This is a genomic window from Stutzerimonas stutzeri (genome assembly GCF_024448935.1).
Lineage (GTDB): Bacteria > Pseudomonadota > Gammaproteobacteria > Pseudomonadales > Pseudomonadaceae > Stutzerimonas > Stutzerimonas stutzeri_AO.
This window is the reverse complement of record NZ_JAMOIE010000025.1, coordinates 13,416-39,218: the sequence shown is the minus strand read 5'-3', so window position 1 is coordinate 39,218 and position 25,803 is coordinate 13,416. Positions and strand designations below refer to the sequence as shown.

General features: G+C 54.5%; 22 protein-coding genes. 10 read left to right on the top strand and 12 right to left on the bottom strand.

Annotated elements, in window-relative coordinates; all coding sequences use genetic code 11:
• Nucleotides 1-4 precede the first annotated feature (4 nt).
• Nucleotides 5-895: a cation transporter gene (locus tag NA637_RS09690; RefSeq protein WP_256072048.1), complete on the top strand. Its 891-nt coding sequence runs from the start codon at nt 5-7 to the stop codon at nt 893-895.
• 86 nt (nt 896-981) lie between these two features.
• Here NA637_RS09690 and NA637_RS09685 read toward each other — a convergent pair whose 3' ends face one another.
• Both NA637_RS09685 and NA637_RS09680 read right to left on the bottom strand, forming a co-directional pair.
• Nucleotides 982-1,614 carry an HAD family hydrolase gene (locus tag NA637_RS09685; RefSeq protein WP_256072047.1) on the bottom strand — a complete coding sequence of 211 codons (633 nt, stop codon included), beginning with the start codon at nt 1,612-1,614 and terminating at the stop codon, nt 982-984.
• Nucleotides 1,615-1,688: 74 nt separating this feature from the next.
• Nucleotides 1,689-2,738, bottom strand: a complete 1,050-nt coding sequence (locus NA637_RS09680; RefSeq protein ID WP_080950572.1) for a site-specific integrase — start codon at nt 2,736-2,738, stop codon at nt 1,689-1,691.
• A gap of 100 nt (nt 2,739-2,838) precedes the next feature.
• Here NA637_RS09680 and NA637_RS09675 point away from each other — a divergent pair, with 100 nt between their 5' ends.
• Nucleotides 2,839-3,837, top strand: coding sequence for a DNA-binding protein (locus NA637_RS09675; protein ID WP_041013810.1), 999 nt, complete (start codon nt 2,839-2,841; stop codon nt 3,835-3,837).
• Between the two features lie 45 nt (nt 3,838-3,882).
• Here the strand turns inward: NA637_RS09675 and NA637_RS09670 are convergent, their stop codons facing one another.
• The 4 genes from NA637_RS09670 to ligD form a co-directional block, all read right to left on the bottom strand.
• Nucleotides 3,883-4,350, bottom strand: coding sequence for an antitoxin Xre/MbcA/ParS toxin-binding domain-containing protein (locus tag NA637_RS09670; protein ID WP_191122669.1), 468 nt, complete (start codon nt 4,348-4,350; stop codon nt 3,883-3,885).
• Between the two features lie 30 nt (nt 4,351-4,380).
• Entirely contained in the window at nt 4,381-4,689 is a 309-nt protein-coding gene (locus NA637_RS09665) for a hypothetical protein (protein WP_041013812.1), read from the bottom strand.
• A 205-nt stretch (nt 4,690-4,894) separates the two neighbouring features.
• Complete coding sequence (locus tag NA637_RS09660; protein WP_256072046.1) at nt 4,895-7,087, bottom strand: FAD-dependent oxidoreductase; 2,193 nt, start codon at nt 7,085-7,087, stop codon at nt 4,895-4,897.
• Nucleotides 7,088-7,481: 394 nt separating this feature from the next.
• Complete coding sequence (gene ligD, locus NA637_RS09655; protein WP_336605498.1) at nt 7,482-9,422, bottom strand: DNA ligase D; 1,941 nt, start codon at nt 9,420-9,422, stop codon at nt 7,482-7,484.
• On the opposite strand from ligD, the gene NA637_RS09650 reads away from it, so the two are divergent.
• From NA637_RS09650 to NA637_RS09635, 4 genes are read left to right on the top strand one after another with little or no spacing between them, the layout of a single operon-like run.
• Nucleotides 9,372-10,559: a tyrosine-type recombinase/integrase gene (locus NA637_RS09650; protein WP_063977569.1), complete on the top strand. Its 1,188-nt coding sequence runs from the start codon at nt 9,372-9,374 to the stop codon at nt 10,557-10,559. The two genes, ligD and NA637_RS09650, sit on opposite strands and share 51 nt — an antisense overlap.
• Nucleotides 10,546-12,045 (top strand): tyrosine-type recombinase/integrase, encoded by a 1,500-nt coding sequence (locus NA637_RS09645; RefSeq protein WP_081259081.1) that lies wholly within the window; start codon nt 10,546-10,548, stop codon nt 12,043-12,045. Before NA637_RS09650 ends, NA637_RS09645 begins: the two co-directional genes overlap by 14 nt.
• A gap of 1 nt (nt 12,046) precedes the next feature.
• On the top strand, nt 12,047-13,981 hold the full coding sequence (locus NA637_RS09640; protein ID WP_123902471.1) for a hypothetical protein: 1,935 nt from the start codon (nt 12,047-12,049) through the stop codon (nt 13,979-13,981).
• Nucleotides 13,978-14,424, top strand: coding sequence for a hypothetical protein (locus NA637_RS09635; protein WP_019751583.1), 447 nt, complete (start codon nt 13,978-13,980; stop codon nt 14,422-14,424). Before NA637_RS09640 ends, NA637_RS09635 begins: the two co-directional genes overlap by 4 nt.
• A gap of 86 nt (nt 14,425-14,510) precedes the next feature.
• Here NA637_RS09635 and NA637_RS09630 read toward each other — a convergent pair whose 3' ends face one another.
• Nucleotides 14,511-15,641 (bottom strand): DUF3800 domain-containing protein, encoded by a 1,131-nt coding sequence (locus NA637_RS09630; protein ID WP_019751582.1) that lies wholly within the window; start codon nt 15,639-15,641, stop codon nt 14,511-14,513.
• Between the two features lie 351 nt (nt 15,642-15,992).
• Here NA637_RS09630 and NA637_RS09625 point away from each other — a divergent pair, with 351 nt between their 5' ends.
• Nucleotides 15,993-18,146, top strand: coding sequence for an SEC-C metal-binding domain-containing protein (locus tag NA637_RS09625; RefSeq protein WP_019751581.1), 2,154 nt, complete (start codon nt 15,993-15,995; stop codon nt 18,144-18,146).
• Nucleotides 18,147-18,212: 66 nt separating this feature from the next.
• On the opposite strand, the gene NA637_RS09620 is transcribed toward NA637_RS09625, so the two are convergent.
• Genes NA637_RS09620 through NA637_RS09610 form a run of 3 tightly spaced genes read right to left on the bottom strand, consistent with a single transcriptional unit; the run spans nt 18,213 to nt 19,733 of the window.
• On the bottom strand, nt 18,213-18,896 hold the full coding sequence (locus NA637_RS09620) for a TraX family protein (protein WP_019751580.1): 684 nt from the start codon (nt 18,894-18,896) through the stop codon (nt 18,213-18,215).
• A gap of 53 nt (nt 18,897-18,949) precedes the next feature.
• Entirely contained in the window at nt 18,950-19,390 is a 441-nt protein-coding gene (locus NA637_RS09615) for a YqaA family protein (RefSeq protein ID WP_029380634.1), read from the bottom strand.
• A 37-nt stretch (nt 19,391-19,427) separates the two neighbouring features.
• Nucleotides 19,428-19,733, bottom strand: a complete 306-nt coding sequence (locus tag NA637_RS09610) for a metal-sensing transcriptional repressor (protein ID WP_019751578.1) — start codon at nt 19,731-19,733, stop codon at nt 19,428-19,430.
• Between the two features lie 514 nt (nt 19,734-20,247).
• Between NA637_RS09610 and NA637_RS09605 the strand changes: the two genes are divergently transcribed.
• The 3 genes from NA637_RS09605 (at nt 20,248) to NA637_RS09595 (ending at nt 23,471) form a co-directional block, all read left to right on the top strand.
• Nucleotides 20,248-20,985, top strand: a complete 738-nt coding sequence (locus NA637_RS09605; protein WP_023629703.1) for a HupE/UreJ family protein — start codon at nt 20,248-20,250, stop codon at nt 20,983-20,985.
• A gap of 12 nt (nt 20,986-20,997) precedes the next feature.
• On the top strand, nt 20,998-21,675 hold the full coding sequence (locus NA637_RS09600; RefSeq protein ID WP_023629704.1) for a hypothetical protein: 678 nt from the start codon (nt 20,998-21,000) through the stop codon (nt 21,673-21,675).
• A gap of 350 nt (nt 21,676-22,025) precedes the next feature.
• Complete coding sequence (locus tag NA637_RS09595) at nt 22,026-23,471, top strand: sensor histidine kinase (protein WP_031314779.1); 1,446 nt, start codon at nt 22,026-22,028, stop codon at nt 23,469-23,471.
• Between the two features lie 26 nt (nt 23,472-23,497).
• On the opposite strand, the gene NA637_RS09590 is transcribed toward NA637_RS09595, so the two are convergent.
• Nucleotides 23,498-24,457 carry a zinc ABC transporter substrate-binding protein gene (locus NA637_RS09590; protein WP_019751573.1) on the bottom strand — a complete coding sequence of 320 codons (960 nt, stop codon included), beginning with the start codon at nt 24,455-24,457 and terminating at the stop codon, nt 23,498-23,500.
• Nucleotides 24,458-24,497: 40 nt separating this feature from the next.
• Nucleotides 24,498-25,802, bottom strand: coding sequence for an MFS transporter (locus NA637_RS09585; RefSeq protein WP_019751572.1), 1,305 nt, complete (start codon nt 25,800-25,802; stop codon nt 24,498-24,500).
• Nucleotide 25,803 lies beyond the last annotated feature (1 nt).

The window sequence follows — 25,803 nt, the reverse complement described above, 5'->3', positions numbered from 1 at the left end:
TATCATGAGCAAGTCCGATGGTCCCTGCGGCTGCGATGCGACACCAGCCGCTGATGCCGATATGCAAAACCCTTCCGATACGACGGGGCAATGGGTCAGTGTTTACGCCGTACCCAAGATGGATTGTCCATCAGAAGAGCGAATGATCCGCTTGGCGCTGAATGGTTTGGACGGAGTTCGGAAGCTGACTTTTGATCTGTCGGACCGTCGGTTAGATGTCATGCATGACAGTGCCGTTGAGCCCATAACCAAAAAGCTGGCGACGTTAGGGCTAGGCGCCACTCTTCAGAAAACTGTCGCGGCAGACCCAGAGATGATCAAAGCCGCCGAGAATCCGGCGAACTCTACACAGGAATCCCGCTCCCTACGTTTACTGTTAGGCATCAACGCCTTCATGTTCGTGGTAGAGATGACTGCTGGCCTGATCGCCAGGTCCGCAGGTCTGATTGCCGATTCGCTCGACATGTTCGCTGACGCGGCAGTGTACGGCCTGGCCCTTTATGCGGTTGGGCGCAGCGTCAATCTGCAGGTGCGTGCTGCACACCTTGCTGGTGTGCTCCAGCTGATTTTGGCCCTCGGCGTGCTCGTAGAGGTGGTCAGACGCTTTATATTCGGCAGCGAGCCCGAGTCGCTGATAATGATGGCCGTCGCGTTCCTGGCATTGCTCGCCAACACGGGTTGTTTGCTGCTGATTTCCAAACACCGGGAAGGTGGTGCTCACATGAAAGCGAGCTGGATATTCTCCGCCAATGATGTGGTCATCAACATGGGGGTTATAGTCGCCGGAGCGCTCGTCGCTTGGACTGGGTCAAACTACCCAGACCTGATTATCGGTACCGTTGTGGGATTCATCGTTCTAAACGGCGCTCGGCGTATTCTGGCGCTCAAGGGTTGAAGGAGCTCCCGTTACAGAAAAAGGGTGTCTTCATGCCTGTAAGCCATCCGGGTCTAGCGGCGTCAGCTAAAACTGGCGACGCCGCTTTAGCCGATGGCGGACGGTGGGTATTGCAGAACGTGGGCTGCAAAGTCCATCAGCGAGACGAAGCCGCACTGATCGGCTTTTCCTTCACGCTGTAGGTGGTAGCCCCGCATGCCTTGCCCAATTGGACCAAGCATATCGGCTTGCAACGTGTCACCGATCATTGCGATAGCGGAGGCTTCGCAGCCAAGCTGTTCGATCATCTGACGATAGATTGCAGGCTCAGGCTTTATTGTCCCAACCTCAAAGCTCCATCCGTAAACATCGAACGACGGCAGTAACAGTTTGGCCGGAATCGCATATGGGGCTGCGAGATTGGAGCACAACGCGAGCTTCAGGCCGGCGTTCTTTAGCTGATTTAGCGACTCCAACGCATCATCGAAAAGGCGAACGCTGGCCAGCTCGGTGAAAAGGTCGCTTTCAAGGCTAGCTAACTCAGAGTTGCTCAACTGCGCACCGAAATAATCGGCAGCTCCAGCCAAGCCCAGATTTCGAGTCATCAGAGTCCGTGCGTCATCCGGCCTTGGTGTTCTGCCCTGAAGCCGCAGGTGCTGCATCAGTTGGCGGAAAGGATGGCGGCGCTCACCTATCTGGAGAAGCGTGCCAAACACATCGAAAACTACTGCTTGTATCATGCCGGTACCTCTACCGTTGGAGGCGAACCGCCCACCCGAAGAGCGATGCCGCCCCTCTCAGTCGTGCAGCGATGTTAGTGAGAAGCTAGCAATTGAGTCAAAGTGCCAGCATTGAATTCAACAGCGGGTCTGACTGCCAGGCCACCAAATGAAATAGCGGGATCGATGTACCGCATGGCCGACTTGATGTCTTTCCAGCCCACATAGGTCATCAAGGCTTTGAGGTCCCATCCATTGGCCGAGGCCCACGTAGCAAAGCCGCGGCGCAAGGAGTGACTGGTATACAGTTCAGCGGGAATTCCGGCGCGTTGCAGAATCTGGCGCAGCAAGCTGATCAGGCTACCCGGATGTAAAGCATCCTCGCTGAGATGCCCCCAGCGATCCAGGCGGCGGAACACGGCTCCACGAACGATACCTGCAGCACTGATCCAGTCGAGATAGGCCTGTACCGGGCATAGTCGCTTTAGCGCCGGCGTGTAGTGCGTCGTACCGAGGTTTTCTCGGTCGCCCTTGCTCTGCGGCAGGAACAGACGCATGCCTGCGCCTGTTTCGGCCTGAATATGCTCGACCTGCAGCCTGCAGAGCTCATCACTGCGAAAGCCCCGCCAGAAGCCGATCAGCAGCAATGCCATGTCGCGCCGGCAGCGCAACAGACTCGCTAAATCGTCCCGCATCCGAGCTCGCCCTGACTCAAGTGCCAACCACTGTACCGCCTGTTCCAAGTGCTTCAGTTGCAAAGGGGCGGCTTGCTTGACCTGTGCTGGGTGCAGGGTGCGGATGCCCTTGAGCACCTGACGCACCGTGGGAGTCTTCGTTGGGTCGGGAAAGCCTTGGGTGATATGCCATTGAGCGAGAGCAGCCAAGCGTTGCTTCAACGTGTTCACACTCAGCGTATCGGCGTAGTCCACCAAGTAGCGGACAACGCTGTCGCCTGTCGCGGGCAGAAAGCCGCCCCATGTCACTTCGAAGTGATCAATGGCCGACTGGTAGCTACGGCGAGTGTTTTCTCGCGTTCCAGCCTGAAGATAGCGTCCGACATCCTTCATTGCCTGTGATGGCCCTTTGTGTACCTGAGAACGACGATATGAGGCGTTTTTCACAACTGATATTGGATAATGCTTCATTATCGTATCTGAAATAACCCATATTATCTCGCTTTACATCTGATCTATTTAGTATGTAAATACATGGTATGTACTCTAGTACGAAATCGTAGGAGCAACCATGGCCCGTGGCGGCATTAACAAGGCATTGGTTCAGAAGGCCCGCCGGACCATCCTGGCGCGGGGCGAGAATCCCAGCATCGATGCGGTGCGGGTCGAACTTGGCAACACAGGCTCGAAAACCACCATTCATCGCTACCTGAAAGAAATGGAAGAGACTGAGCGTGGCCGGCAAACGGCTCCGTCTCTCAGCGAGCAGTTAGGCAATTTGGTGAGCCTGCTCGCTGAGCAGCTCAGAGAAGAGGCTCAGGCAGCTGTAGCACAGGAACGCGAACAGCTGGCACTGGAGCGACTCGATTACCAGGACCAGATTCGGCAGGCTGAAAGCCGAATAGAGCAGCTTGAAGGTCAGTCTTCTACGCTCGGGGAGCAGCTCAACGCTGCTCAGCAGACACTGCAGCACGAGCAGCAGAAGTGCCAGCAGGTCGAGCTGGAAAATGCGCGGTTAGCGCAGGCCAATGCCGATTTGGAGATGCGTCTGATTGATCGCGACAGCCAAATTGCGTCGCTGGAGGACAAGCATGAACATGCACGTGACGCACTGGAACACTACCGGCAGGCCAGCAAGGATCAGCGCGAGCAAGACCAGCGGCGTCACGAAGCCCAAGTTCAGCAATTGCAGGTTGAGCTCCGACAGCTCCGGCAGACTCTGATCATTAAGCAGGACGAGCTGACCCAGCTTAACCGTGACAATGCACGTCTACTCACCGAGGCGCGGCAGATGCAGAAGGATCAGCGTGCTCAAGAACAGCATCTCACGCAGAAAACTCAGGCCTTGGAGATCGCCCGGAGCACGTTGACCGGAATGGAGCGTACGAATGATGCACTGGAGCAGCGCTGCCGCGCTTTGCAAGATGAAGTCGCCCGGCTTGGCGAAGCCACCGATGCTCAGGCACAAAGAGCCCAGGGCTTACAGGAGCGCTTGTCCGAAGCCCTCGCGCAGCTAAAGCTGCTCAGGCATGCACCGCCTGCCGTCCCCGGCAATGCAAGTAGCCCATGATCCGGCTCACTGCGGCCAGAAACAGACACCGGTACCGTGGGCGGGTCAGACAGGCAAGCCATGTTCAATCGCATGAATGGCCTGCTGTACGGCACGCCCTCCAGCTTCTGTTACCACCAGATCGACCGGCCGCGCATTTGCCAGCAGCATATTCGTTGTGGTCAGCCATCGGAGCGCACCTTCTAGGTTGCCGTCATATAAATCCAGCAGAACATCCAGAGTCTCGACAAGGCGACAGTAAATCTCACTCTCCTTTTCAGACATTGATTCACCGCAGGCAGATATCCCGACCCATTCCGCTATCTGCACAGGCGATCGCCCAAGCTCCCGAGCCAGGTCGGCGATCAACGGAGCTGGCAGGCCCGCCAGTACAGCCAGATGCAGGTAGTAGTGGCCTTTCGGCAAATCCAGCTTATCGAAGAGGTTGTTTACACTGTCTCCGGGGTCATGCATATCCAAAGTTTCAGGCTCAGCGGATGCAAAGCCTGCAGGAGCCGTTGAGTCATTGACCATGTGACTGCGAATGCTGCCTGATCGGCGCACTCAACCTTCGGCCCAGAAATCATCCTTTCGCACCAAACCAAACTCATCCTGATTGGCGTCAGGTTCATCATCGAACATGGTGTTAACCATTCGCTCGCGACGAAGCATGGCCAGCGTTCGGAAAAAGCACGATTCACAAAGGTGAATCTCATAGCGCTCGCCATCATGCTTTGAACCGTAACCCCAGCAAGCTTGAAGAACACCGAACTGGTGCCCATAGCCCTCAACGCGTGTGCTTTGGCAACAGGCGTCGCAAGTAACGTCTGAGGTCGTTTCCGTCGGCTCGGTAGCAACGTGGCGCATGATCATCAGCTCCAAGGAAGGGAGGCTTTAGGCTGCCACCCAACTTACCAATCGATATAAAGGCATTGAAAAGGCGACCCGAGAGATCACCTCGAAGTGACGAGGGTAGCGTATGTCGGCACGCCCAATGTATTCGAGCGTAGAATTCACCTATGGATCAAAAGGTTAGAGAGGAAGTGAGTGAAATTTTCCCTTATCTCGGCACGCACCCCTATACCGTTGACTTGGTGTGCGACTCGTTGCCTGTTTCGGCTTGCCTCGATTCGCCGCCGCGACGCCAGCGCTGCAGCCGCTCCAACCATTTCAACGGGCGTTTTGCGCTGTGGGCTTGCAGCCAGGCTTCGGCCACCGCGACGCTGCCTTCTGCCAGTGTCGGATTGAGATGCACGGCTCGGTGCAACTTCTTCAGGCCCAGTTTGTGCTTCATCGCGACCACGAAGATGCCCAGCGCCTCACTGGCGCCATCGCCAACCACGGTAGCGCCAAGGATGCGGTCTCGGCCGCGATCGGTCAGCACCTTGACGAAGCCCTTGTTGCCGGCGCTCAGGTGCGCAGTCGCCAAGTCCTCGAGCCGGATCAGGGTCACTTCATATTCCTGATGTGCTGCCTGGGCCTGCTGTTCGGTAAGGCCGACCATGGCGACCTCCGGCGAGGTAAAGGCGACGCTGGGCATGACCCGATCACTCACCACGACACGTCGAAGGCCGGAAAACAACGCGTTGAGGGTGGCGAACCTTGCGTGATGGGCTGCTTCGTGGGTCGAGGTGTCAGAGCCGGCCACGGCGCCTACCGCAAAGATGTTGGGATAGCGTGTGGCGAGGTATTCATCCACCTCGAGACTGCCGTCGTCGCGGGTATTCAAGTCCAGATCTTCCAGGCCCAGATCGCCGAGTCGGGCACGGCGTCCCAGCGTCACCAACAGACGGTCAAAAGGAATCGAAACGGCCTGGCTGCTCTGTCCCGCCCCGCATATCAACTGACGGCCCTGTTCTGACGATTCGATACGCTCGGGCAGGTGCTCGAGCATGAGGGTGACTCCATCGGCATCCAACGCATCGCAGACGGCGGCCCGCGCCTCGGGCTCGAGGTCGTCCAGCAGATGCTGGTTCTCGACCACCATGGTCACCTGGCAACCCAGCCGCTGAAGCGCCTGAGCGAGTTCACAGGCGTTCCTGTTGCCGCCCAGTACCACCAGGCGATCAGGCCGTTCTTGCAGAGTCCAAAGATTTTCAGACGTCAGCGGCTCGATCTGATCGAGCCCCGGAATGGGTGGCAGGTAGGCGCTGCTGCCCGTCGCGATGATTATCGAACGGGTGCTGATGTTGCGTTCGCCCACCTGCACCATCCACGGTGAGGTCAGTCGGGCCTGGCCTTCGATGACCTCGACACCCAGCTCCCGGTAGCTGTCGACGGTGACGCGCGCCTGCGCATCGCCGAGCGTGCGGCGCACCTGGTCCATCACTTTTGAGAAATCGATGGTCGGGCATTGTCCCGCGCCGAGCGTGTCGCCCTTGCGCAAGGCGTGCGCCATGTTGGCCGCCTTCGTCAGCGCCCTCGCCGGCACGCTGCCGCGATGCAGCGCGGCACCACCAAGGCGATCGCGCTCGACCAGCGCTACACGCGCCTTCATCGATGCGGCAATCCGCGCGGCTGCCAGGCCGCCACTGCCGGCGCCAATCACAACCAGGTTCTGTTCGAAGCGCTTGGGCTTCTTCCAGCCGCGAAACGCCTTCCTCGCCTTGTACAGCGTGAGCAGCCGCGTCGCGGCGAGTGGGAACACGGCCAGTAGGATCAGCGTGCTGATCATGCTCGGCGAAAGGATGTCGGATATCTCCCGGATGCGCGCCAACTGCCGGCCAGCATTCACATAAATCGCATTGCCCGGCAGCATGCCGAGCTGAGTCGTCCACCAGAACGTCCAGATGTTCACCCGGGTCAAGCCAAGCGCCGGATTGAGCAGAACGAACGGGACGATGGGAATCAGGCGCAACGACACCAGGTAAAACGCCCCGTCTCGCTCCAGGCCACGGTTGATGCCACTAATCTGCTTGGCGAAACGGCGCTGCACCCAATCCCTCAACAGAAAGCGGCTGATGAGCATCGCCATCAGTGCGCCCACGTTGCTGGCGAAAGACACCAGCATGGTGCCGTTCACCAAGCCGAACAGAGCGCCGGCCAGGATCGTCAGTACCACCGTGCCGGGAAATGACAACACCGTCAGCCCGGCATAAACAGTGAAAAACACCGTGCCGGCCCACCCGGGATGCGCCTGCACCTGGTCCCGCAGTGCCCCGCTCTTGGACTGGATATTCTCGAGCGTCAGGTACTCGCCCAGATCGAACCAGAAGAAACAGAAAGCCCCTACGATGAAGACCAGCACGATCAGGATGCGCGAGAGCTTCATGCCTGCCCTACCCCCTTTCGAACCCGAATGACTGCAGCTCGGACAGGGTCCGTTTGGCGACCCGGTGCAGCAGCGCGGACCCGGGGGCGATAATTGAACACGGAATACTCAAAGGACGGCTCTCTTTCGGTGCGCCTAACTTCGAGCCTTGCGGAAGGCAGGTGTTCCGACCGGGTCGACGACCGACAGCCCTCCCCCTCACTCGTTGCCACAAATCTGTGGCATGCACCGGTGATCAGCGGACCGGGCGCCATCGCCAAGGGCTCGCCATCATCCAACGGAGGCGCTAATGCAATCGGACGATTATTTGCCCTCTCGACGCACGCCCACGCGATACGGGGTAAGTGAGCACTCCCACTAAAAGGCTCAGATCCGCTACGGCTGCCGTCTACGCCTATTTCATCCCCAGCCGCTCGCGCATCTCCGCCGTGATTGTCTGCCCCGTCTCGCCGATGCCGGCCCAAGGATCGTCATCGCCCTGCTCTTCCAGGCGCGGGATGAGGTTGCGGATGGTCCAGATGTTGGCGCCCTTGAGATCGGTCAGTTCATCTCGATGGATAGGCACAGACACAGCCAGCCCCTCGCGAGCCCGCACCGAATACGCTGCGACAGTGCTCGCGCCCTTACTGTTACGCAGGTAATCGATGAAGATGCGGCCGACTCGATTCTTCGGCCCGCTGACCGCGGAAAAGTGCTGGGGCATCAATTTCGCCATGTATTGCGCTATGGCCTGACTGAAGGCTTTGACCTCGGTCCAGCTGTGGACTGGCTCAAGCGGCACCAGAATGTGCAACCCTTTGCCGCCGCTGGTCTTGAGGAACGATTGCAAGCCGATCTCATCCAGCAGGGTCTGGGTCAGCTGGGTCGCTTCGGTCATGCGTTTCCATGGCAGCGCAGGGTCCGGGTCGAGATCGAGCACGAAGCGATCCGGGTGGTCGAGCACCGGCGCCACCGCATTCCAGGTGTGCAGCTCGATGGTGCCCATCTGTGCGGCGCTGACCAGCGCTTCCGCCGTGTCGATGGTCATCAGCGCGGCATGCTTCGGAAACAATGCAGTATCCAGCTGGGTAATGTGCGGGATACTCAGCTTCTCGGTATGTTTTTGGAAGAATAGCTCACCATCGATGCCTTCCGGCGCGCGCACCAGCGCCAATGGCCGGTGACGCAGGTGCGGTAAGGCCCAAGGCGCCACTTCGGCGTAGAAACGGGCCAGCTCCATCTTGGTGGCGCCGATGGATTTGTCGATTATGCGCTCCGGATTGGAGATCTTGATCTTGCCGCTGGCGCTGTTCGCTGCGCTGGTTGCGGTGTTGCCCGAGCTGGCCTTCGCCGATTTCGCTGGGCGCTCGTGGGTGATCGCTTTGGCGGGTTTGTCAGAACGCAGCCCATGAAACACCGAATGGCGGATCACGCCCTGTCGGGTCATTTCGGCGTAGGCCACTTCGCACATCAGTTCCGGCTTGAGCCAATGCGCACCCCGCACATCCGCAGCGGGTGGTGTCTTAGCCAGCGGGCTCTTGTCGGCCTTCAGCGATTTGAGCTTGGCATGCAGGCTTTTCAGCGTCGCCTGGTTGAAGCCGGTGCCCACCTTACCGGCGTAATGCAGTTCACCCTTATCGTTGTGCAAGCCCAGCAGCAAGGCACCAAAACCGCTGCGCGTGCCCTTGGGATCTGTGAAACCGACAATGATGAACTCCTGGCGGTTCTTGCACTTGATCTTCACCCAGCTATTGCTGCGTTTGGAGACATAGGTGCTGCCTGCGCGCTTACCGATCAATCCCTCGAGCTTCATCTGGCAGGCGCTTTCCAGGACGCTTTCCGGGTGCTCGGTGAAATCGGCGGAAAAGCGCAGCAGCTCGTTGTCGTTGGCCTCGAGCAATTGGCCCAGAGCAGCGCGGCGTTCTTCCAGCGGGACTTGCCGCAAATCCAGGCCGTTCAGATACGGCAGATCGAACAGGTAATAGACGATGGTGCCACTGCGCCCGATTTCGAACGCATTTTGCAGCGCTTGAAAGTCGGGTGTGCCCTCCTCGTTCGGCACTACCACCTCGCCGTCGAGCCAGGCGGACTCCAGCCCCAGCGCGGCCAGCGCTTCGGCTTGCTGCGGCATCTTGGCCGTCCAATCATGACCGTTGCGGGTGAATAGCTGCACCTTGCCTGAATCGATTCGCGCCATGATCCGGTAGCCGTCGAACTTTAATAGGCACCTGCCGGCCTGTTGCGATCTAAGCTCAATGGGATGGGGTCTCCTCAAATGATTCACACTCAGTGATCGGTGGCTTTCATGATGGTTAAAACTGGTGCGTTGCCCGACCTCGTCATCGTTGATCCTCATCGCATGCTCCCTAGGTTTTGGGCAACCGTGTGGTCCCTGAGTAATCAAGGACATGCCCTAGCGGAGAACACCCGTAAGACAACCCTGCGTCACATAGATGTTTTCTACTCTTTCTGTGATGACCGGTACGGGGTTGATTCGTTCGATTCAGCTGTGAGTAGCCGTGATGCGGCCAGAACGCAGGAGTTGGTGGAGGCGTTTTATCTGAATCTGACATCCGCCAAAAACTACTCAACAACGGCTGTTCAGCGATGGGATGCTGTCAGAAGGTTCATGGTGCACCTGGCCTCTCATCGATCAGCTTCGTGCGAAGCATGGCGTTCTCTTCGATCGACCTTGTCTGCGATGGGAAGGATGAGAAAGCCTCAGAGGGGGCGGGTAAGGTTTATCCGCTCGATTCCAGCGAGCACATTGTTTGATCTGCTTGAGGTTGGAAATCCTGCTTCAGATCGAAACCCCTTCCAAGGTGTGCGCATTAAGAACAGGAATTGGCTGATCCTTAACATGCTTCTGCTGGTAGGACTCAGGCGCAGCGAGTTGATGCTGCTGACTTGTGATGCTCTCAAATCTGACGTAGATACGAAGTCTCAAGAGGTTGTGTATTGGCTGGACGTTACGGCCGGGACAGAATCTGAAACCCGATCTACTGCCCCAAGCATGAAAACTGAGCAGGCACATAGGCAAGTACCAATTTCGCCGGAACTTGCAAACCTTTATCAACAGTACATAGCCGAGAGCAGATACGACTCGTCAGAGCACGGCTACGCTTTTACAGCGGCTACAGGAGCTCCTCTATCTGCTGAGGCTGTAACCAAGATTTTCCACGCACTGTCAGGCGCAATCTCACCCAAGGCATTAAAAAAATTCAGTGATCGCACAGGCGGAAAGGCACATATATCCCCCCATGATCTTCGGCATACCTGCGCAACAGCATATTACGCGACGTTCATGGATTGTGAACAAGACAGGGAACTTACGTTCCAGCGTATGCGTGCATTTTTTGGCTGGTCCGTAAATTCGGCTATGCCAGAGCATTATGCCCGCGCAGCAATTCAAGAAGATCTCATGCAGGCGTGGGGTCGGCTATTTGACTTAAAAATAAGCGCGTTGCGAGATATTCAACATGAGAGCATATAAGGGTAAGAGCGCTTCAACTACCGTGAATTGTGCGGGAAGTAGTGCTGAAACTTTTATTCTCGAATGGGCCTGGCCACTGCCGCCAGCAATTATTTCTCTTTACGATAAGTACACTGATGTTACTTATGTGGTTGAGGCTGACGAAAATGAGTGGAAGTTCAGTTATAAAGGGGGTGCTGAATCGATTTCATTCGCGAGCGGCTCCGCGGGCGCTTTGCAGAGAAGGCTAGCAATGTTGACGTCTGGGCATCAAAGTCCTAGTAGTCTTCATCGTGCTGCAAGGTTATTGGTCCGCAAATGGGAGAGTGTTTGTACGCTGGTTACGACCCCTGCGGAAGAGCTAAGAAATGCTTGGAATGAGCATGTCACAGACTCATCTTTTTCAGGTGTTATGAAACGTCTCCTTAAAATGGCTTGCGATGCTGAGGTGGGGCATTGGAATGGGAGGGCCCTAAGTCTAGTTCGTAGCTTGAATACCCATGCAAATGCAGGAATGGCACGCAGGAAGAACACCCTTATAAGTCGGGAAGAACTTGTAAATATAAGCTTGCAGGCAGATATTGTAAGATCATTAGATGCAGAAGCATGGAGTGCTGAAGTCGAAAATGAATATTTAGAAGGGGCGGCCGCTTTGGTGTTTATATATCAACACGGTGTTCGACCTGTGCAGGTGTTGTGCTTGGATACTGAGCATGTAAGATTTTTTAAGGATGCAAATGATGAAAGTGCTTGCATTGTTTCGTTTCACGCAGCCAAGCAGCGTGATGAGCAGCAATTTGAAATTGTTCGTCAGGTTAAACCAGAGTGGGTCCAGATAGTAAAAAGACTGTGGGAGTCTGCAAAAGCTGCAGGCAGAAAACGACTATTCGAAGCAACCAACTCTACGGCTCTTTGGGCGGAAGCCAAGGCTTTCTGCCGGCGTTATGGAGTTAACCTGGATTGTACCGCTCCACAGTTGCGTCATACTGCAGCGCAGTCATTGGCAGATGCCGGGCATAGTCGCGAAAGCATTTGTAAGTTCTTAGGTCATGTCTATACGGGTACTTCTGGAGCTTATATACACGCTAGCATGCAACAAGCCGACCTCGTCAATTCGGCGCTTGGGGCATCTAAGTTGTATGCGAAACTCCAAAGCATTGCTTCAGGTAGATTTGCTTCTCTTGAGGAAATTCTAAACGCGCAAGAAGATCAGCAGATAGGAGCTGTCGTAGGCAATTCCCTCATTGCAGGAGTAGGGCTATGTCAGACAGGTCAGAGCCATTGTGCCTATAATCCAGTAACGTCTTGTTATGGATGTGCAAAGTTTATGCCCTCTTTGCAAAAGGAACCTCATCTGCAGGCCGTTGACGGCATGCGACAACAGGTTAGGAGGTTTTTGGACATTGGTATCAGTGCGGAAAGCCCAGCTTATCTCCAGCTCACTCGTGCGCTCTCAGGAGCTCAGCAAATTTTAGACAATATCGATCAGATTGCGGGGGCGAAGTAAAATGGCCGTGATTGAATCTCCGTCCAATGAGCCATCGGCGAAATATCTATTTGAGAAGTTTGTCACCAGTGTGCGCAGAGCTGTTGAGGCAAAAGGAGTAATCTGGGACATTCCTCTGAATGACTGTGGCCAACCGATAAAAGGTACAGATTGGGATCTTCGAATCCTTAACGATAGTCACGACAGGCATGCATATGGTACAGGGGGCTTCGGAGTAGATATAGAAACTCATCAACTGGCCCTAACCGCAGGCTGGCCTGAAGCACGCCTTCCAGCCAGTCGAGTGCTTCCAACAATAGTCCAAGACTTCATCAAGGCTATAATCGGGAGTATTTGCTTGAGTGGTCGCACAGCGGATTGCGCGCAAGTAGTAGCTAAGGCAGCAAGGCGACTATTCTCAAGTACCGTACTAACTCCATATGAGATCTCACGAGAAAATTTTGAAGCGCTACTATCTATTAAGTCGTGGAGTGAAAAGGCCTCGCGGGATATAGCTACTGTGGCCAAGATTATTGATGAAAACATGATCTCAAACTTCTGTCCTGTTCGCCCAACGGTAAAGCGAGATCGAAGGCCAGGGCTTTTAGCCGGCTACCTGGTACGAAAAGATGCATCCAAGCTTCCTGAGGCAGACTCGCTATTCGAGTTGACTAGAATCGTGTTTTGTGAGCGCGCAAGAACATATAATGATTTAATTTATTTTTTAGTTATCAGGATATTAATACTTACGGGTTTGCGTATTAATGAGGTGTTAACGCTGCCTGAAGACTGCCTGACATGGGTCGAGCATGTAGATGTGGTCACCAATAAAAGCGCATCCGATATCGGCGGGGTAGGACGTTCTTTGAGATTGCGCTATTATTCAGAGAAAAAACGAAACAAAACTCCTGGCACTCTGATTGAAAGTTTTTATTTTGTGCCAAAAAGATTTGAGCAGCTCATTGAAAGCACGATACTGGAAGCGAGGCTTGCTACGAAGCCATTTAGGGGGGTTCTGGAAAATCAATATCTAAATCAGTCTCAAACGTTCGGATCTGACCTGCGAATATTTAGAACGGATTCAGGAGGTACTGTAGGGACATGGCAACGGCTATTTCTTACTGCCGGGTGTATTAAGAAATGGCCTTTGTCGAGCGCCGCTGTTTCTGGTGATTCAGTTATTACCACGCCGCGCGAGCTTAGAATGTACACTTCGCTTGGTATGGTGAAAGGTAATGGTTCACTTTCCTTCTTTAAGAAGTATGGCTCAACTTCGGAAATGAAGAAATTGTCTATCAAACCTCATTCGTTGCGACACTTGATGAATACTGAGTTGTTTCGCCAGAACGTTTCAGATACAGTCATCACACATCAGTTTGGCCGAGTGTCAGTAGCACAGAGTTATGAGTACGATCATCGTAGCCTTGCTGAAAAACTCAAATTCGTCGAACTGCCCACTGTAGCGCAGCAGTTTATTCCCGCAGGTAGCACTCACGAATTAGTGGCAAAAATGGTCGTGAGCGGCATAGCTGTTAGTAGCCATATCGGAGAATCTTTCAAGAGAATTCAACTAGAACATGGTGATGAGGCAGCGTTTGCATACCTCGCAGCCAACTCAGATGGATTTCATGTAACTCCTTACGGCTTCTGCACCAACAGCTTCTCCCTTAATCCTTGCTCGAGACATCTCAAGTGTTTCGATGGATGCAGGCATTTTGCAGCAAGTGGCTTGCCCCATCATCGGCAGACGTTGATTGATTTGAAAGAAAGTCTAGTGATTATGCGCTGCTCTGCTGAGGGCAAGCCGGTGAGAACAACAGGTCGAGCGAATCAAATTGCGCATGCATCCAAACTCATTGATGGTGTGCAAAAAGCAATTGAAGCTCAGCCATATGAAACAATTTATCCCGATGGAGTCGATTACTCAAGACTTGACAAAAAGGACATCTTCTCATGAGAACCTTGCTGGATCCTTCAAATGTTGAATTGAAAAAAGTTCTTGATCAGTTGGCGCTAGAGGACGTCGATATTACGGCGCGGGCAATCGCTCGCCACCATTCGCTGCTCAAAAACGCCTCGGCATTTACACGCAACCCTGCACGAATGAAACTCATTGTCGAAAGTCGCCAAAAACAACTTGAAGCGCGGGCTGCGGCAGCGAGTTTATCTTCTTTCGACGTACACGACAAAAAATCGCAGCGCTTAAACAGAGACAATGAAGTACTGGTACTTAAATTAAAGAGGCTGATAGCTGCGCATGCAGGTCTTATTCGCGCAGTACAATTAGCTGGTGGTATGAGCGCACTCGAACGATTCTGGAAGGAATACAAAGAGGTAGGTGATGCTGTACAAATTCTTGATGCTGCTCCTGCAAAGGCGATGGTTGTCGACATCAAATGATTTGGTGCTGTCGCATTCAGTTTACGGTTGGTGCAGTCTGTTGCTGCACCGAGTCCATATCGCCCCGGATGATTGCCTAAACGAATCTATATTCCATCAAGATGATTTTTTCGATACTCTTCATGACGGGCCATGAGTTGTCGCGCACGCTTTTCCTCTTCGGGGCTTGGATCAGGAAGATTCATCAGAACTGGCTCCCATCGTTTCATTATTCCAGCAAACGAAACCTCGTCAGTCATTCCTTTTTCCATTTGAGGCGCTAAAAGCTCTAGCAACTCAGGGCTCAAATCTTTTTTCTCAAAAAGACGCTTCATCAACCAAAGATAAATATCCACCAATTCTAAACCAGCACTCATATCGCCAGGGGTGCACGTGATAGGAATGTCGGGGATGTTGGATAGATCCATTTTAGGCAGGCCCGGCCCAACTTCCCATGGCCCACCCTTATCTTTCGCGCTCCTATAAAAGTTAGCGACCCATTCTTGAGCGCGATTAAACTCACCTTGCCTGTCAACCACGATTGCAGCGGCATCCCCTCCGCCGACTTTCAGTCTGAGTGCAATACCATGCATGACTGACTGGAAGCCGATTAAATTAGGAGATATTTGAAGGCGATCATTGTTGCTGTATATGTTGTAATGGATTTCATCAGGATGCTTGCAGGCCCATGTAAGAGCATCTCGTATTATTTCGCGACTTCTAGGGTCGGGAAGATAGTCAATCCGACACAGCAGCGTGTTACATACCTCTTGCAATATAGTATTTGCTTTTTCGGTCTTTTTCTCGATTCGAGCCTTCCTGGCTAGTTTAATCAAATCCTCATCAAATAGGTATGCAAGCTTCGCTAATACTACGAAACGTAAAGGAGTCCAATATGCTGACCATGGAACTGCCTTGTTGAGCCCCTGATCAAAGAGCTGGTCAAAAAAACTTATCAAAGCATGATCAGGTTTGGATATCCGATAAATATCTATGGTCAAGTCTAGCTTTGCTTGCAATGCCGAGAGTTCAGAGGCAATACTGGTCAGTCGCCCCATGCCCAACTCACTTGAGTGCAATCTTGCAACGCCAAAGCGTTCGCGTAGTTCTTGAATTTCATCATTAGCGACCTCATCCACATTGTGCGGCGAGGACAGTACACCATAGTATAAAATCGGCTGCTGCGGGTCGAACAGATTCAGACCCGTTTGCCCACTCTCATCTACATAAAAATACATAAATCTATTCCTTGTGCGGCGTGTCAGTGGTAGTAGTGATTCCCTTCACGCATGCCGGGATATCTGTTTCATTCTAGACGTGAACCACCATTTGACAGAGCATCATCATTCCGGTCAGGAAGGTCTACGCATGCAGGCGGTAGGGCGTCACCGCAGTGTAGGATGCTTCGATCATAGGATTTGGGAACCGCGGTTGCTCTGGGAGCACTGAAACCCGCATGGGGGATGTCATGCGCCTAGCTTGTAAAGGCTTCGCGGGGGGCTAATGGCGGAAATTAAGCCACGCTACCATCGATGTCGCGCTCAAGACCTGTCTGCCGATCGCCTAAGCCAACCATGGAGTAATGCCGCATGCCGACACCTGTAGGTCGAACCGAAACGGAGGTTCTAGCTGATCTTGTGCAGCTAACTGCCTCACCTGGCTACGTTCATGCGATTGCCTTCATATGTCACCGGGACAACCTGGTCCTGTACCGCGATGAGCTGAACCCGAAGGATATGGCTCATCTGTTCACCAACGACCGATTATTGAGGACTGAGATCACGACTTTGCTTGGGTTGATGGTCCGCCAGGCTTTGGACATGAGCGTGCCCACCGTAGAGGTCCTGGGATATTTGGTAGAACGCACCGACACGCTGATGTTGGAGCTACACCACGCACTTTCTCGACCGATGCTTTCATCTCTGACGGCCCAAGCGGTCAGCGGTAGCACAGCCGAGATAGGCTGGGACGGTATGTCCATGCGGGAGCCGATTTTTTATGGAACCGAGTCCGCATATAGTTTCCAGTACCGAGATTTACTTCCCACAAAGTACGGCGCGGACGATACCTGGCTCGTTGAAAAAATGGGCTTCACCATCACCCAGGCCCAGTTGGTCGCTAGCACAATGTGTAACCTAATGGACGAGAAGGCGTGCGCGACTTTTGCCAAGTCCAGAGCCCCAGTGATTGACCCCCACATATTGATAGGAGCGTTCGAATATTCAGCACAGCTTGTTGCGGACTCAAGCGGGCTGGATGTTCCCATTGTCGAAGCTGTTTTCGGTGCATTGACGCTAACTGGCGATAACCTGCAGTTCCAAACCATTGGCGATTTCAACGCGGTCGCTGCCACACCGTTGCTGCCAACCGGTCGCGGTACTGTGTTGCTGTTCCAGCACTACGCAATTTATGAGGCACTTTATGAGTCGCCCTTTTTTTGGATGTGGGCCGACAAGCCGTACCGGCCGACTGCTATGGAGCATCGCGGTGCATTTGCAGAGCAGTTCTCAGCGCTGAGATTGAGAGCCGTTTTCGGTCAGGACAACGTGCATACCAATGTGAATTTGTTCAAGGGCAAGGACGTTGCGGGTGAAGCAGACGTGCTGGTGGTGTTCGGGGATCGACTGATCATCATCCAAGCCAAGGCGAAAAAGCTGACCCTTGAGGCTAGAAAAGGCAATGACGGACAACTAAAGTCCGACTTCGCCGCTGCCATTCAGCAGTCCTACGATCAGGGATGGATTTGCGCCAATATTATCGTGGAGGGAGAGTGCAGACTGGAGAATGATCAAGGTCGAGAATTGAAGCTTCCTCATCCTCCTAAAGAGATCTATCTTTTCAGCGTCGTTTCTGAACACTATCCGGCATTAGCTTTTCAATCCAGTCAGTACCTAACTTACCAGACGACTGAGGTGATCAAAGCGCCACTCGTTATGGACGTCTTCCTCTTGGACGCTATTGCGGAGATGTTAACGTCACCGCTGAGGTTCCTCAGCTACATTCGTCTACGGATTGCCGCAGCCGGTAAGGTGAATCTGAGTCATGAACTGACGGCCTTGGGATTCCATCTTAAACGAAACATGTGGCTTGATGAGGAATTCAGCTACGTGATGATTGATGACTCATATGCAGTCGATCTCGATACCGCTATGACTGTACGGCGGGAGGGGCATCCCGGCAAGCATACACCTGAAGGCATACTGACTAGATTGGCAGGCACGCGCTATGAGCAGGTTATTTCTCAGATCGAAGCTGAGGCCAATCCTGCAACGCTTGAACTCGGACTTCAGCTTTTAGCCATGAATGAGGATGCTGCTTTTAATGTGCATCGTGGGCTGGAAGCCATTACTCGTATGACGCGAGAGGATGGGCAGGGGCACGACTTTACGATCGGGGCTGAGCAAGGTAACTCCGGGATCTGCTTCCACTCTAATAGAATGCCGTCGCCGGCAGCGATGCGCCGGCTGCAATTCCATTGCCACAAGCGTAAGTACATTATGCGATCAGATACTTGGTTTGGCTTGGCTGTCGACGGGGATTGTGACATTCAATTCGGCGTAACTTTGAATTTTCCCTGGACTGAGTCTGATCAGATGGACGAACTCACCAGAGATGCTCAGGCGCCAGCGCCAATATCATCGTTAAAGTCTCTCATACGCCAGTCGAATGGGAGGAAAGTGGGTCGGAACGAACCCTGCCCCTGCCGGAGTGGGAAAAAATACAAAAAGTGCTGTATGTCTTAGCCTGGTTAATGAGCAGCAGGTTCACCGAAGGGGAGTAGTGGACACCTATACGCTCAACCGAAGCCTTCACATTAGGGAGCGAATACCGAGCAAGGCAGCGAGGTGTCCTGGATAAAACCAATAGCTCCACTGAGTCACAGGCGGAACCCTGAAAGGCATACGCGACCACAGAACTATCAGTCCGAGAAGTGGCGCCAGAGCAGCCAGTATGAGGGCGGCCAAGGCAGCGGGCTCCAAGTGGATGGCTTGCGAAAAAAGCCCTGTACGCGAATTGGCTAGCACGCACAGTACAACCGGGACCATCGCGAAAAATTCCGGGCGCTTGATCGCAAGTACTAAAGCCGCTGGTACCAATACCCCGTAAAACCCGTACATCAGTGGATCTGCGAAAACACTGGCGAAACCGAGTGCTATGGCAGCCATCAAGAGGCTGGACCAGTTCCGGTGGTGGACTCCCCAGGCAACCATCAACCCCAAGATCAGCGTGAAAAGCACGTTAAACGTGCCTGAGCTACTGATCATTCGGTACGGGACCTCCGAGATGGCAGCGAACAGCACCATCAGCGCGAGATATCGGCCATTACTACGGGTGAAGAGTTCGCCCGGCTGGGTGCGTGCGACGTTGATTGCGATAGCGAGGCAGAACAGGGGAAACGAAAGTCTACCCAGGACGAAAAGATCCTCTGCACCAGGCCATACCAAACGCATGTGGTCAAAAACCATCGTGAGGAGAGCGATCCACTTGATCAAGTCTTGTTCTGCGTTGCGTGGCTTTGTAGGGGCCGTGTCCCGGCTTTGTACGTTCAAGGCATACTTCCCAGGACAAGCATGGTGAGAATGAGGTACCGAGCGCCCTTGGCCACCGAGACGATCAGAAGAAAGCGCCAGAGCGGCTCTCTCATGATGCCCGCGACAAGGGTCAGGGGGTCTCCTATCAGCGGGACCCAGCTGAGCAGGAGAGACCAGTAGCCATAGCGGTGGTACACGTTCTGCGCTTTCTGCAGCTTGTCAGGACCTACTGGGAACCAGCGGCGATCCCGGTAACGCTCAACCCCCAACCCTAGCAGCCAGTTCACCACAGAACCCAGCACGTTGCCCAAGGTGGCAACGGTCAAAAGCAGCAGGGGATCGTAATACTCAGAGACCAGCATCCCTGCAAGCACTGCCTCGGACTGCATTGGAAGCAGAGTCGCAGCACCGAATGCGGCCAGGAATAGACCTAGGTAACTGCCAAGGGCCAACATCATGGTGACCGCCTTACGGGCAAGCGATGGACAACCTTTAGAGGTATTTGGTGATCTGCTTGAATTCGTCGATTGCGGATCGATCACCATTGCTCAAAGCGGTAACCGAATCTTCCAGGCAGTGATCGATATGGTCTTGAATGAGCGTGCGCTTGGCTTGGCAAACTGCCTTTTCGACAGCATGTAGCTGCTGGGCGATGTCTACGCACTCACGGCCTTCTTCGATCATGGTAATGATGCTGCGCAGATGGCCGTCAGCACGTTTCAGGCGTTTGATGATTGCTTCGTGACTCTGATGAGTATGGGTGTGGCCATGGATATGTTCATGGACTGGCTCGGTCATGGCTTGAGTCTCGGACGGCTTTACATTAGGCTTGCATGCTATCCCCCTAGGGGGGTTAGGTCAAACGTGTCCGTTTGCTAGTCCGTATCCGTTACGAAGGCGTCAGGATGTCTCGCCGTCTACTTTCAGCGACCATGACTGTGTTTCTGGCTATAGCCTTTCTGCTGGCTTGGACCGGTCACGCCTATTCGCTTTCAGTGCCGACGCAGAGCCCTGTGTACAGCAAGCAGGTAGTCCAGCACGGGCATGACCATGCTGAGTCCTCCTGGAGCTGTGCCCAGTGCGCAGACCACTATCACTCACCGCTTACCCCTGACCATCAGCACGAGACGCCTCAACTCACGTCCTCCGTCCAGCTTTTTTCTACTTTCGAGCCCTCGGTTCGCATGGGATTACCCGGCGATTCAGTGCCTCGACCGCCTATTTTCCGCATCGAGCGCCCACCTCGTCCTCTACTTGCCTGCTGACATCAGCCGCTTAGCGGCTCACGATCATTGCAAGAAAGGGTTTATCCATGCATCTGCACTCGATAACGGGTAGGGGACTGTTCGCCACGCGTTCACGCCACCCATTGTTTCTGCTGTTCCTGTTGGTTGCTTCCCTGTTCATTGGCATGCCAGAAGCCTTGGCCCATGCTGTAGCAGAGGGTGACAAGGGCTTTATCCAGGAAAGCACAGGGGTCATGTTGATCCCGTTCATCTACATGGGCGCCAAGCACATGATGACGGGCTACGACCATCTGCTGTTCCTTTTCGGCGTCATCTTCTTCCTCTATCGCCTGAAGGACGTTGGCCTTTACGTCACGCTGTTTGCTGTTGGCCACTCGGTGACCTTGTTGTTTGGGGTGCTGACGGAGATCAGCATCAGCTCGTACATCATCGACGCGATCATCGGCTTCTCGGTGGTCTACAAGGCTTTGGACAACCTGGGCGCCTTCAAGCGCTGGTTCGGCTATCAGCCTAATACAAAGGCCGCGACCTTGATCTTCGGCCTCCTGCATGGTTTCGGCCTGGCCACCAAGATCCAGGAGTACGAGATTTCGGCGGATGGCCTGATCCCCAACCTGATTGCCTTCAACGTAGGCGTCGAAATCGGCCAGCTTTTGGCGCTGAGCGCAATCCTCATCCTGATGGGGTTCTGGCGCAGCACACCAAGCTTCTGGCGCCATGCCTATACCGCCAACGTTGCCATGATGAGCGCCGGTTTCCTCTTGATGGGTTACCAGATTACCGGCCTGTTTATCTCTGCTTAAGGACCTTCGATCATGTTCAATTCTCCACTTCCTTCGGCAAGTGAACTGCCGTCCAGCCGTCAACTCGTCCGTTCCTCTGTTATCGCGTTTGCCGTTGCGATGGGGCTGCTCGTTACCGTTGTAATGCCATCGGAATACGCGGTGGACCCGACAGGCGTCGGTCGTGCCATGGGCCTCACCCAGATGGGGGAGATCAAGATCACATTGGCTCAGGAGGCTCTGGCTGATGAGTTGGCTGCGCAACAGGCCAAAGCACCTGTTGCCGCGGTAGCGGCTACACCGGCTCCGGCTCCTGCACCTGTTCAGGCACCTGCACCGGTTCAGCAGCTTGCAGCTGTGCAACCCGCTCAGCCAGCCGCTCAAAAGTCAGCCGCGAAGTCTGACGAGGTTACGTTGACCCTCAAACCTGGCGAGGGTCGTGAGATCAAGCTGGAGATGCTCAAGGGCAGCGTGGTTTCTTACCAATGGACGGCCTCCGGTCCAGTCAACCACGATACCCACGGTGAGACTTACAACGCTGCGCAAGGCGATTTCCACAGTTACAGCAAGGGGCGTCAGGTCAAAGGCGATAACGGCGAGCTGACAGCGCTGTTCGATGGAACCCACGGCTGGTTCTGGCGTAACCGCACCTCGGGCAATGTGACCATCGCGCTGCAGACATCAGGCGACTATCTGAACGTCAAGAAGTAAACCGCGACCGGCGCCCATGTCGAGTGCGGGGGGCCGGTTTTACCTACAGTCAATTTTCCGGAATTTTGCCAAATGGCTATCAAACTGACCCGTTCCATCATGATGATCTGCTTGCTCGGCCTCTTGACCGCCTGTGGCGGTACAGAAACCGAGGGCACCTCTGGTTCAGAGGGCCATGGGCACTCTCACGAGTGATTGAACGTTGCGGGGTCGCTCGGCCCCGCAACTGTCTCCGTTCATCCCCCATCGATAGGCCACCACGCTAATTACCTGACGTGTAACAGGTGGGGTGATCAGGTTGAGCTATAACCCGTAATGCACATGTCAGAAAGCCTGGGAGAGGGCCTCACATGCGTTTACGGGACTTTTTCGTTGGAAGGGATGCAACTGCGCGCCTTATGCAGTTCGATTTGCTGCGCTGGTTTTCCATTGTGAGTGTCCTGATCATCACTCTGGTCGCATTGGGCCTGGGTTTCATCGCCTCTCGATTCGTTGTGAACGAAAGCATCCAGCGCGATGCGGCCCTCACTGCACAATTCATTCAGTCGCTGGCTTCCAGTGAGTTGAGCAAACATTACTTGCCAAACCGTCAGATGGGGGAGGTGTTGGACCCTCGGGCCGATATCGTTCTATCGAACCAGGAGCGCATTCGGCGACAAACTGCCCGCCGAGAGTTTCTGGCACACATCGACAACATTTCGAAGCAACCTGATTCGTTACTGATCAACATCTACGCCCCTGACAACGTCGTGATCTGGTCAAGCAATCCAGCACTGGTCGGCATGCAAATATGGGATGACGAGGAACTGGCCCGTTCCTTCGCAACCAGAAAGCGTGTGTTCGCGACCTATCACAGTGCGGTACCTGAAAGAGAGGAGCAGAACTTCCCAAGGCCTCCACAAGGGCTGTTCATTGAAAACTACATTCCCATGCTCAATGCTTCTGGCGAAGCGGTTGCCCTTATTGAAATTTACAAGGAGCCCTCGGATCTGATCGCCAGAACGCAGCGCGGCTATTTGTTGATGTGGCTGGCCACTTCGATTGGGGGAGCGCTGATCTACCTGGCTTTGTACCGGGTCGTGCGGAAAGCGGCAGGCCTTCTCATCGCCCAGCAAAAGCAGATTATCGAAAATGAAACGCTAGTCGCGATGGGTGAGATGTCTTCCGCTGTTGCCCATAGTCTGCGTAATCCTCTGGCGAGTATTCGATCGAGTGCGGAGCTCATGCAGGCGATGGCACCCGATGGGCTGCAACGTAACCTGAATGACGTGATCAATCAGGTTGATCGCATGTCGCAATGGGTCCGCGACCTCCTTGTGACATCCGGCCCATCAGCCGGAGCCAGCGAAAACGTTGATCCCATGGCCGTGGTAGAAGAGTCTTTGGCTTCTTTCCAGTCGCAAATCCGCAGTAGCGGCGTTGAAGTTGAACTTGTAGCAGCCAATGACCAGCCAGCGGTTCTGAGCCAGCGCCTCCTGCTCCTGCAGGTCCTGAACAGCCTGTTCTCCAACGCTCTTGAGGCAATGCCAAAAGGGGGCCTTCTCACCATCGAAGTGCTCAGACATTCCTCCGAACCGAAACTGACCATCGCGATCGCCGACACCGGTAGCGGGATGTCGGTATCACAACGCAAAAGGCTCTTTCAGCCATTCACAACGACCAAGCAAGGTGGTTTGGGCATTGGGTTGGTGATGGTCAAACGCATCATGGAGCGCTTTGGTGGACAGGTAGACATCCACAGTGCGCAGAACGAGGGGACCCAGGTTCGTCTTACTTTTGCCCTTGCGGCTCAGTGATGAAGCCTGGGTGATCCCTCAGCATTTCATGACGAGGACTTGCGATCGAGTTGCTCCAGGCAACTACCCATTGACTGCCCTAAACGATCAAGAAGCATGCTGTAACCACCTGCTTGAGGCGTGATCCCGTAGCCGAGGGCATCCAGCTCAGCGAAGCGCACTGGCATGCCTGCAGCAATGGTCTCCGCCAACTTGGGGCGTACGGGTGGCTCATAGAAAATGCAGCTGGCACCTGCATCTTTGAGCAGTGCTTTGAGCTCGGCGACATGTCGGGCTCCGGGTTGAATCTCGTTGCCTATCGTGAGGATGCCTCTGTGCTTCAGTCCATAAGCCTCCTCGAAGTAATCAAAGGTCTGATGGAACAGGAAGAATGGCTTACCTGACAGAAGGGCCAGGCGACGTTTCAAATCCCCATCCTGCTGTTCTAGACGTTCTCGGAATGCTGCGAAATTGGCTTGATAGCGCTCCGCATTTTGCGAGTCTGCGATTGCTAAATCGTCTGCCATTTGCTTGGCGATGATCAATGCATTCCCCGGGTTCAACCAGAGGTGAACATCGATGGAGCCCGGGCGGTGAAGGTCGTCGTGGGCATCATCCGGATGCTCGTCAGGGGTTACCTGATTGGTTTTCCCAAGTTGGCTATCGCCAAAGTGGCGGACATGCAGACCGTCCAGGTTTTGAATCGAGACGGTTTTGCCGCGTCGGGCTTCTAGTGTTTTACTCAGATAAGTTTCCAAGTCCGGACCGATCCAGTACACCAGGTCGGCTTGTTGCAAGTCCCTCACCGTTGACGGCTTGAGCGTAAAGCTATGTGGGGAGGCACCCGCCGGCACGACCGCGACAGGCTCGCCTAATCCGTCCTGCACTTCCGCCGCGATCAGTTGCAGAGGCTTGATGCTGGTCACCAGGTTTACAGCGGCTGACGCCTTGAGGCTTGCCATCCCCAGCATCATTGCAGCACTGATCATTAACGCGTTCTTGAGCATTAAACGTCCTTCAAAAATTGAACAGCCAGACCCAGCAGAATCAGCAACCCGGCCATTTGGGGTGATCATCATCGATCACGAATGTGTGGGCATGTGCCTTACCTTCAGCAACATGTGGGTGGTTTTCCGGCAAGTCGACATGAGAATGCGCGACCACCTCTTCGTCATACTCCGGTCGCCATATCTGCTTGCTCAGAATCCAAGCCATTGCTGCGACAAGCGTCAGGCCAATGAAAGACGCGGTCAGGCTAACGCTAGCGCCTAGCCACCCAGCCAGGGGGTAGGTGATCAGCCAGCAAGCGTGGGACAAGGCAAATTGCGCAGCGAATAATGCTGGGCGGTCTTGGGAAGTTGATGAACGACGCAAGATGCGTCCTGATGGGGTTTGAGCAAGGGAGTAACCAGCTCCCAGTGCAACCCACAACCCCACGAGGCTCCAATAGCTGTTCACGAAGGTCCCGAGCAGCAGGCCTACGACCAAGACCGCGCCGCCAGCGAGCATCGCCTTTCGGTCATCCAGACGTTCAAGCAGGCGTGGGAGTGCCAGTGCGACGATCATTGATCCTGCACCAAATGCCATGAGCGCCATTGCCGTTGAACTCTGCGGCAACCCGAAACGAGATTGAACAAGCACGACGGTATTGACGATGACCATCGCGCTGGCTGCCGCGACGGTCAGGTTCAAGGCCAACAAGCCACGCAGTCGTGGAGTGCGCAGGAAGATCCGCATACCTTTGGTGGTTCGCTCGTAGATGCTGCGTTTGGGGCCGCGTATAGCAGCGGGCAGAACCACTGTGGCTACCATCGCGGCAGATACCAGGAAGCCCACGACAGTGCCGGCAAACAGGCTGTGGAAGCTGACCACGGTGAGCAGCAGCGCTGCGAGCATCGGGCTGATGACACTTTCCAGGTCGTAGGCTAGTCGAGACAACGACAGCGCTCTGGTGTATTCGCGTTCGTCGGGCAGGATGTCTGGAATAGTTGCCTGGAAGGTTGGGGTGAACGCAGCAGAGGCGGACTGCAGGACAAAAATGAGTACATAGACTTGCCAGATCTCCGTAACGAACGGCAGCAGCAAAGCAACCGCGGCTCTCACCAGGTCCAGCGTTACCAGCATGGCTTTTCTAGGCAGGTGCTCCGCGAACGCAGCCGCAACGGGTGCGACGCCGATGTAAGCCGCCATTTTGATCGCCAACGCGGTACCCAGTACTGCGCCTGCCTGGGCGCCCGCCAGATCGAAGGCCAGCAAGCCCAAGGCAACGGTGGCTAACCCGGTACCCACCAGTGCAATGACCTGAGCCAGGAACAGGTGTCTGTAGGTTCGATTTTTCAGGACCGATAGCATG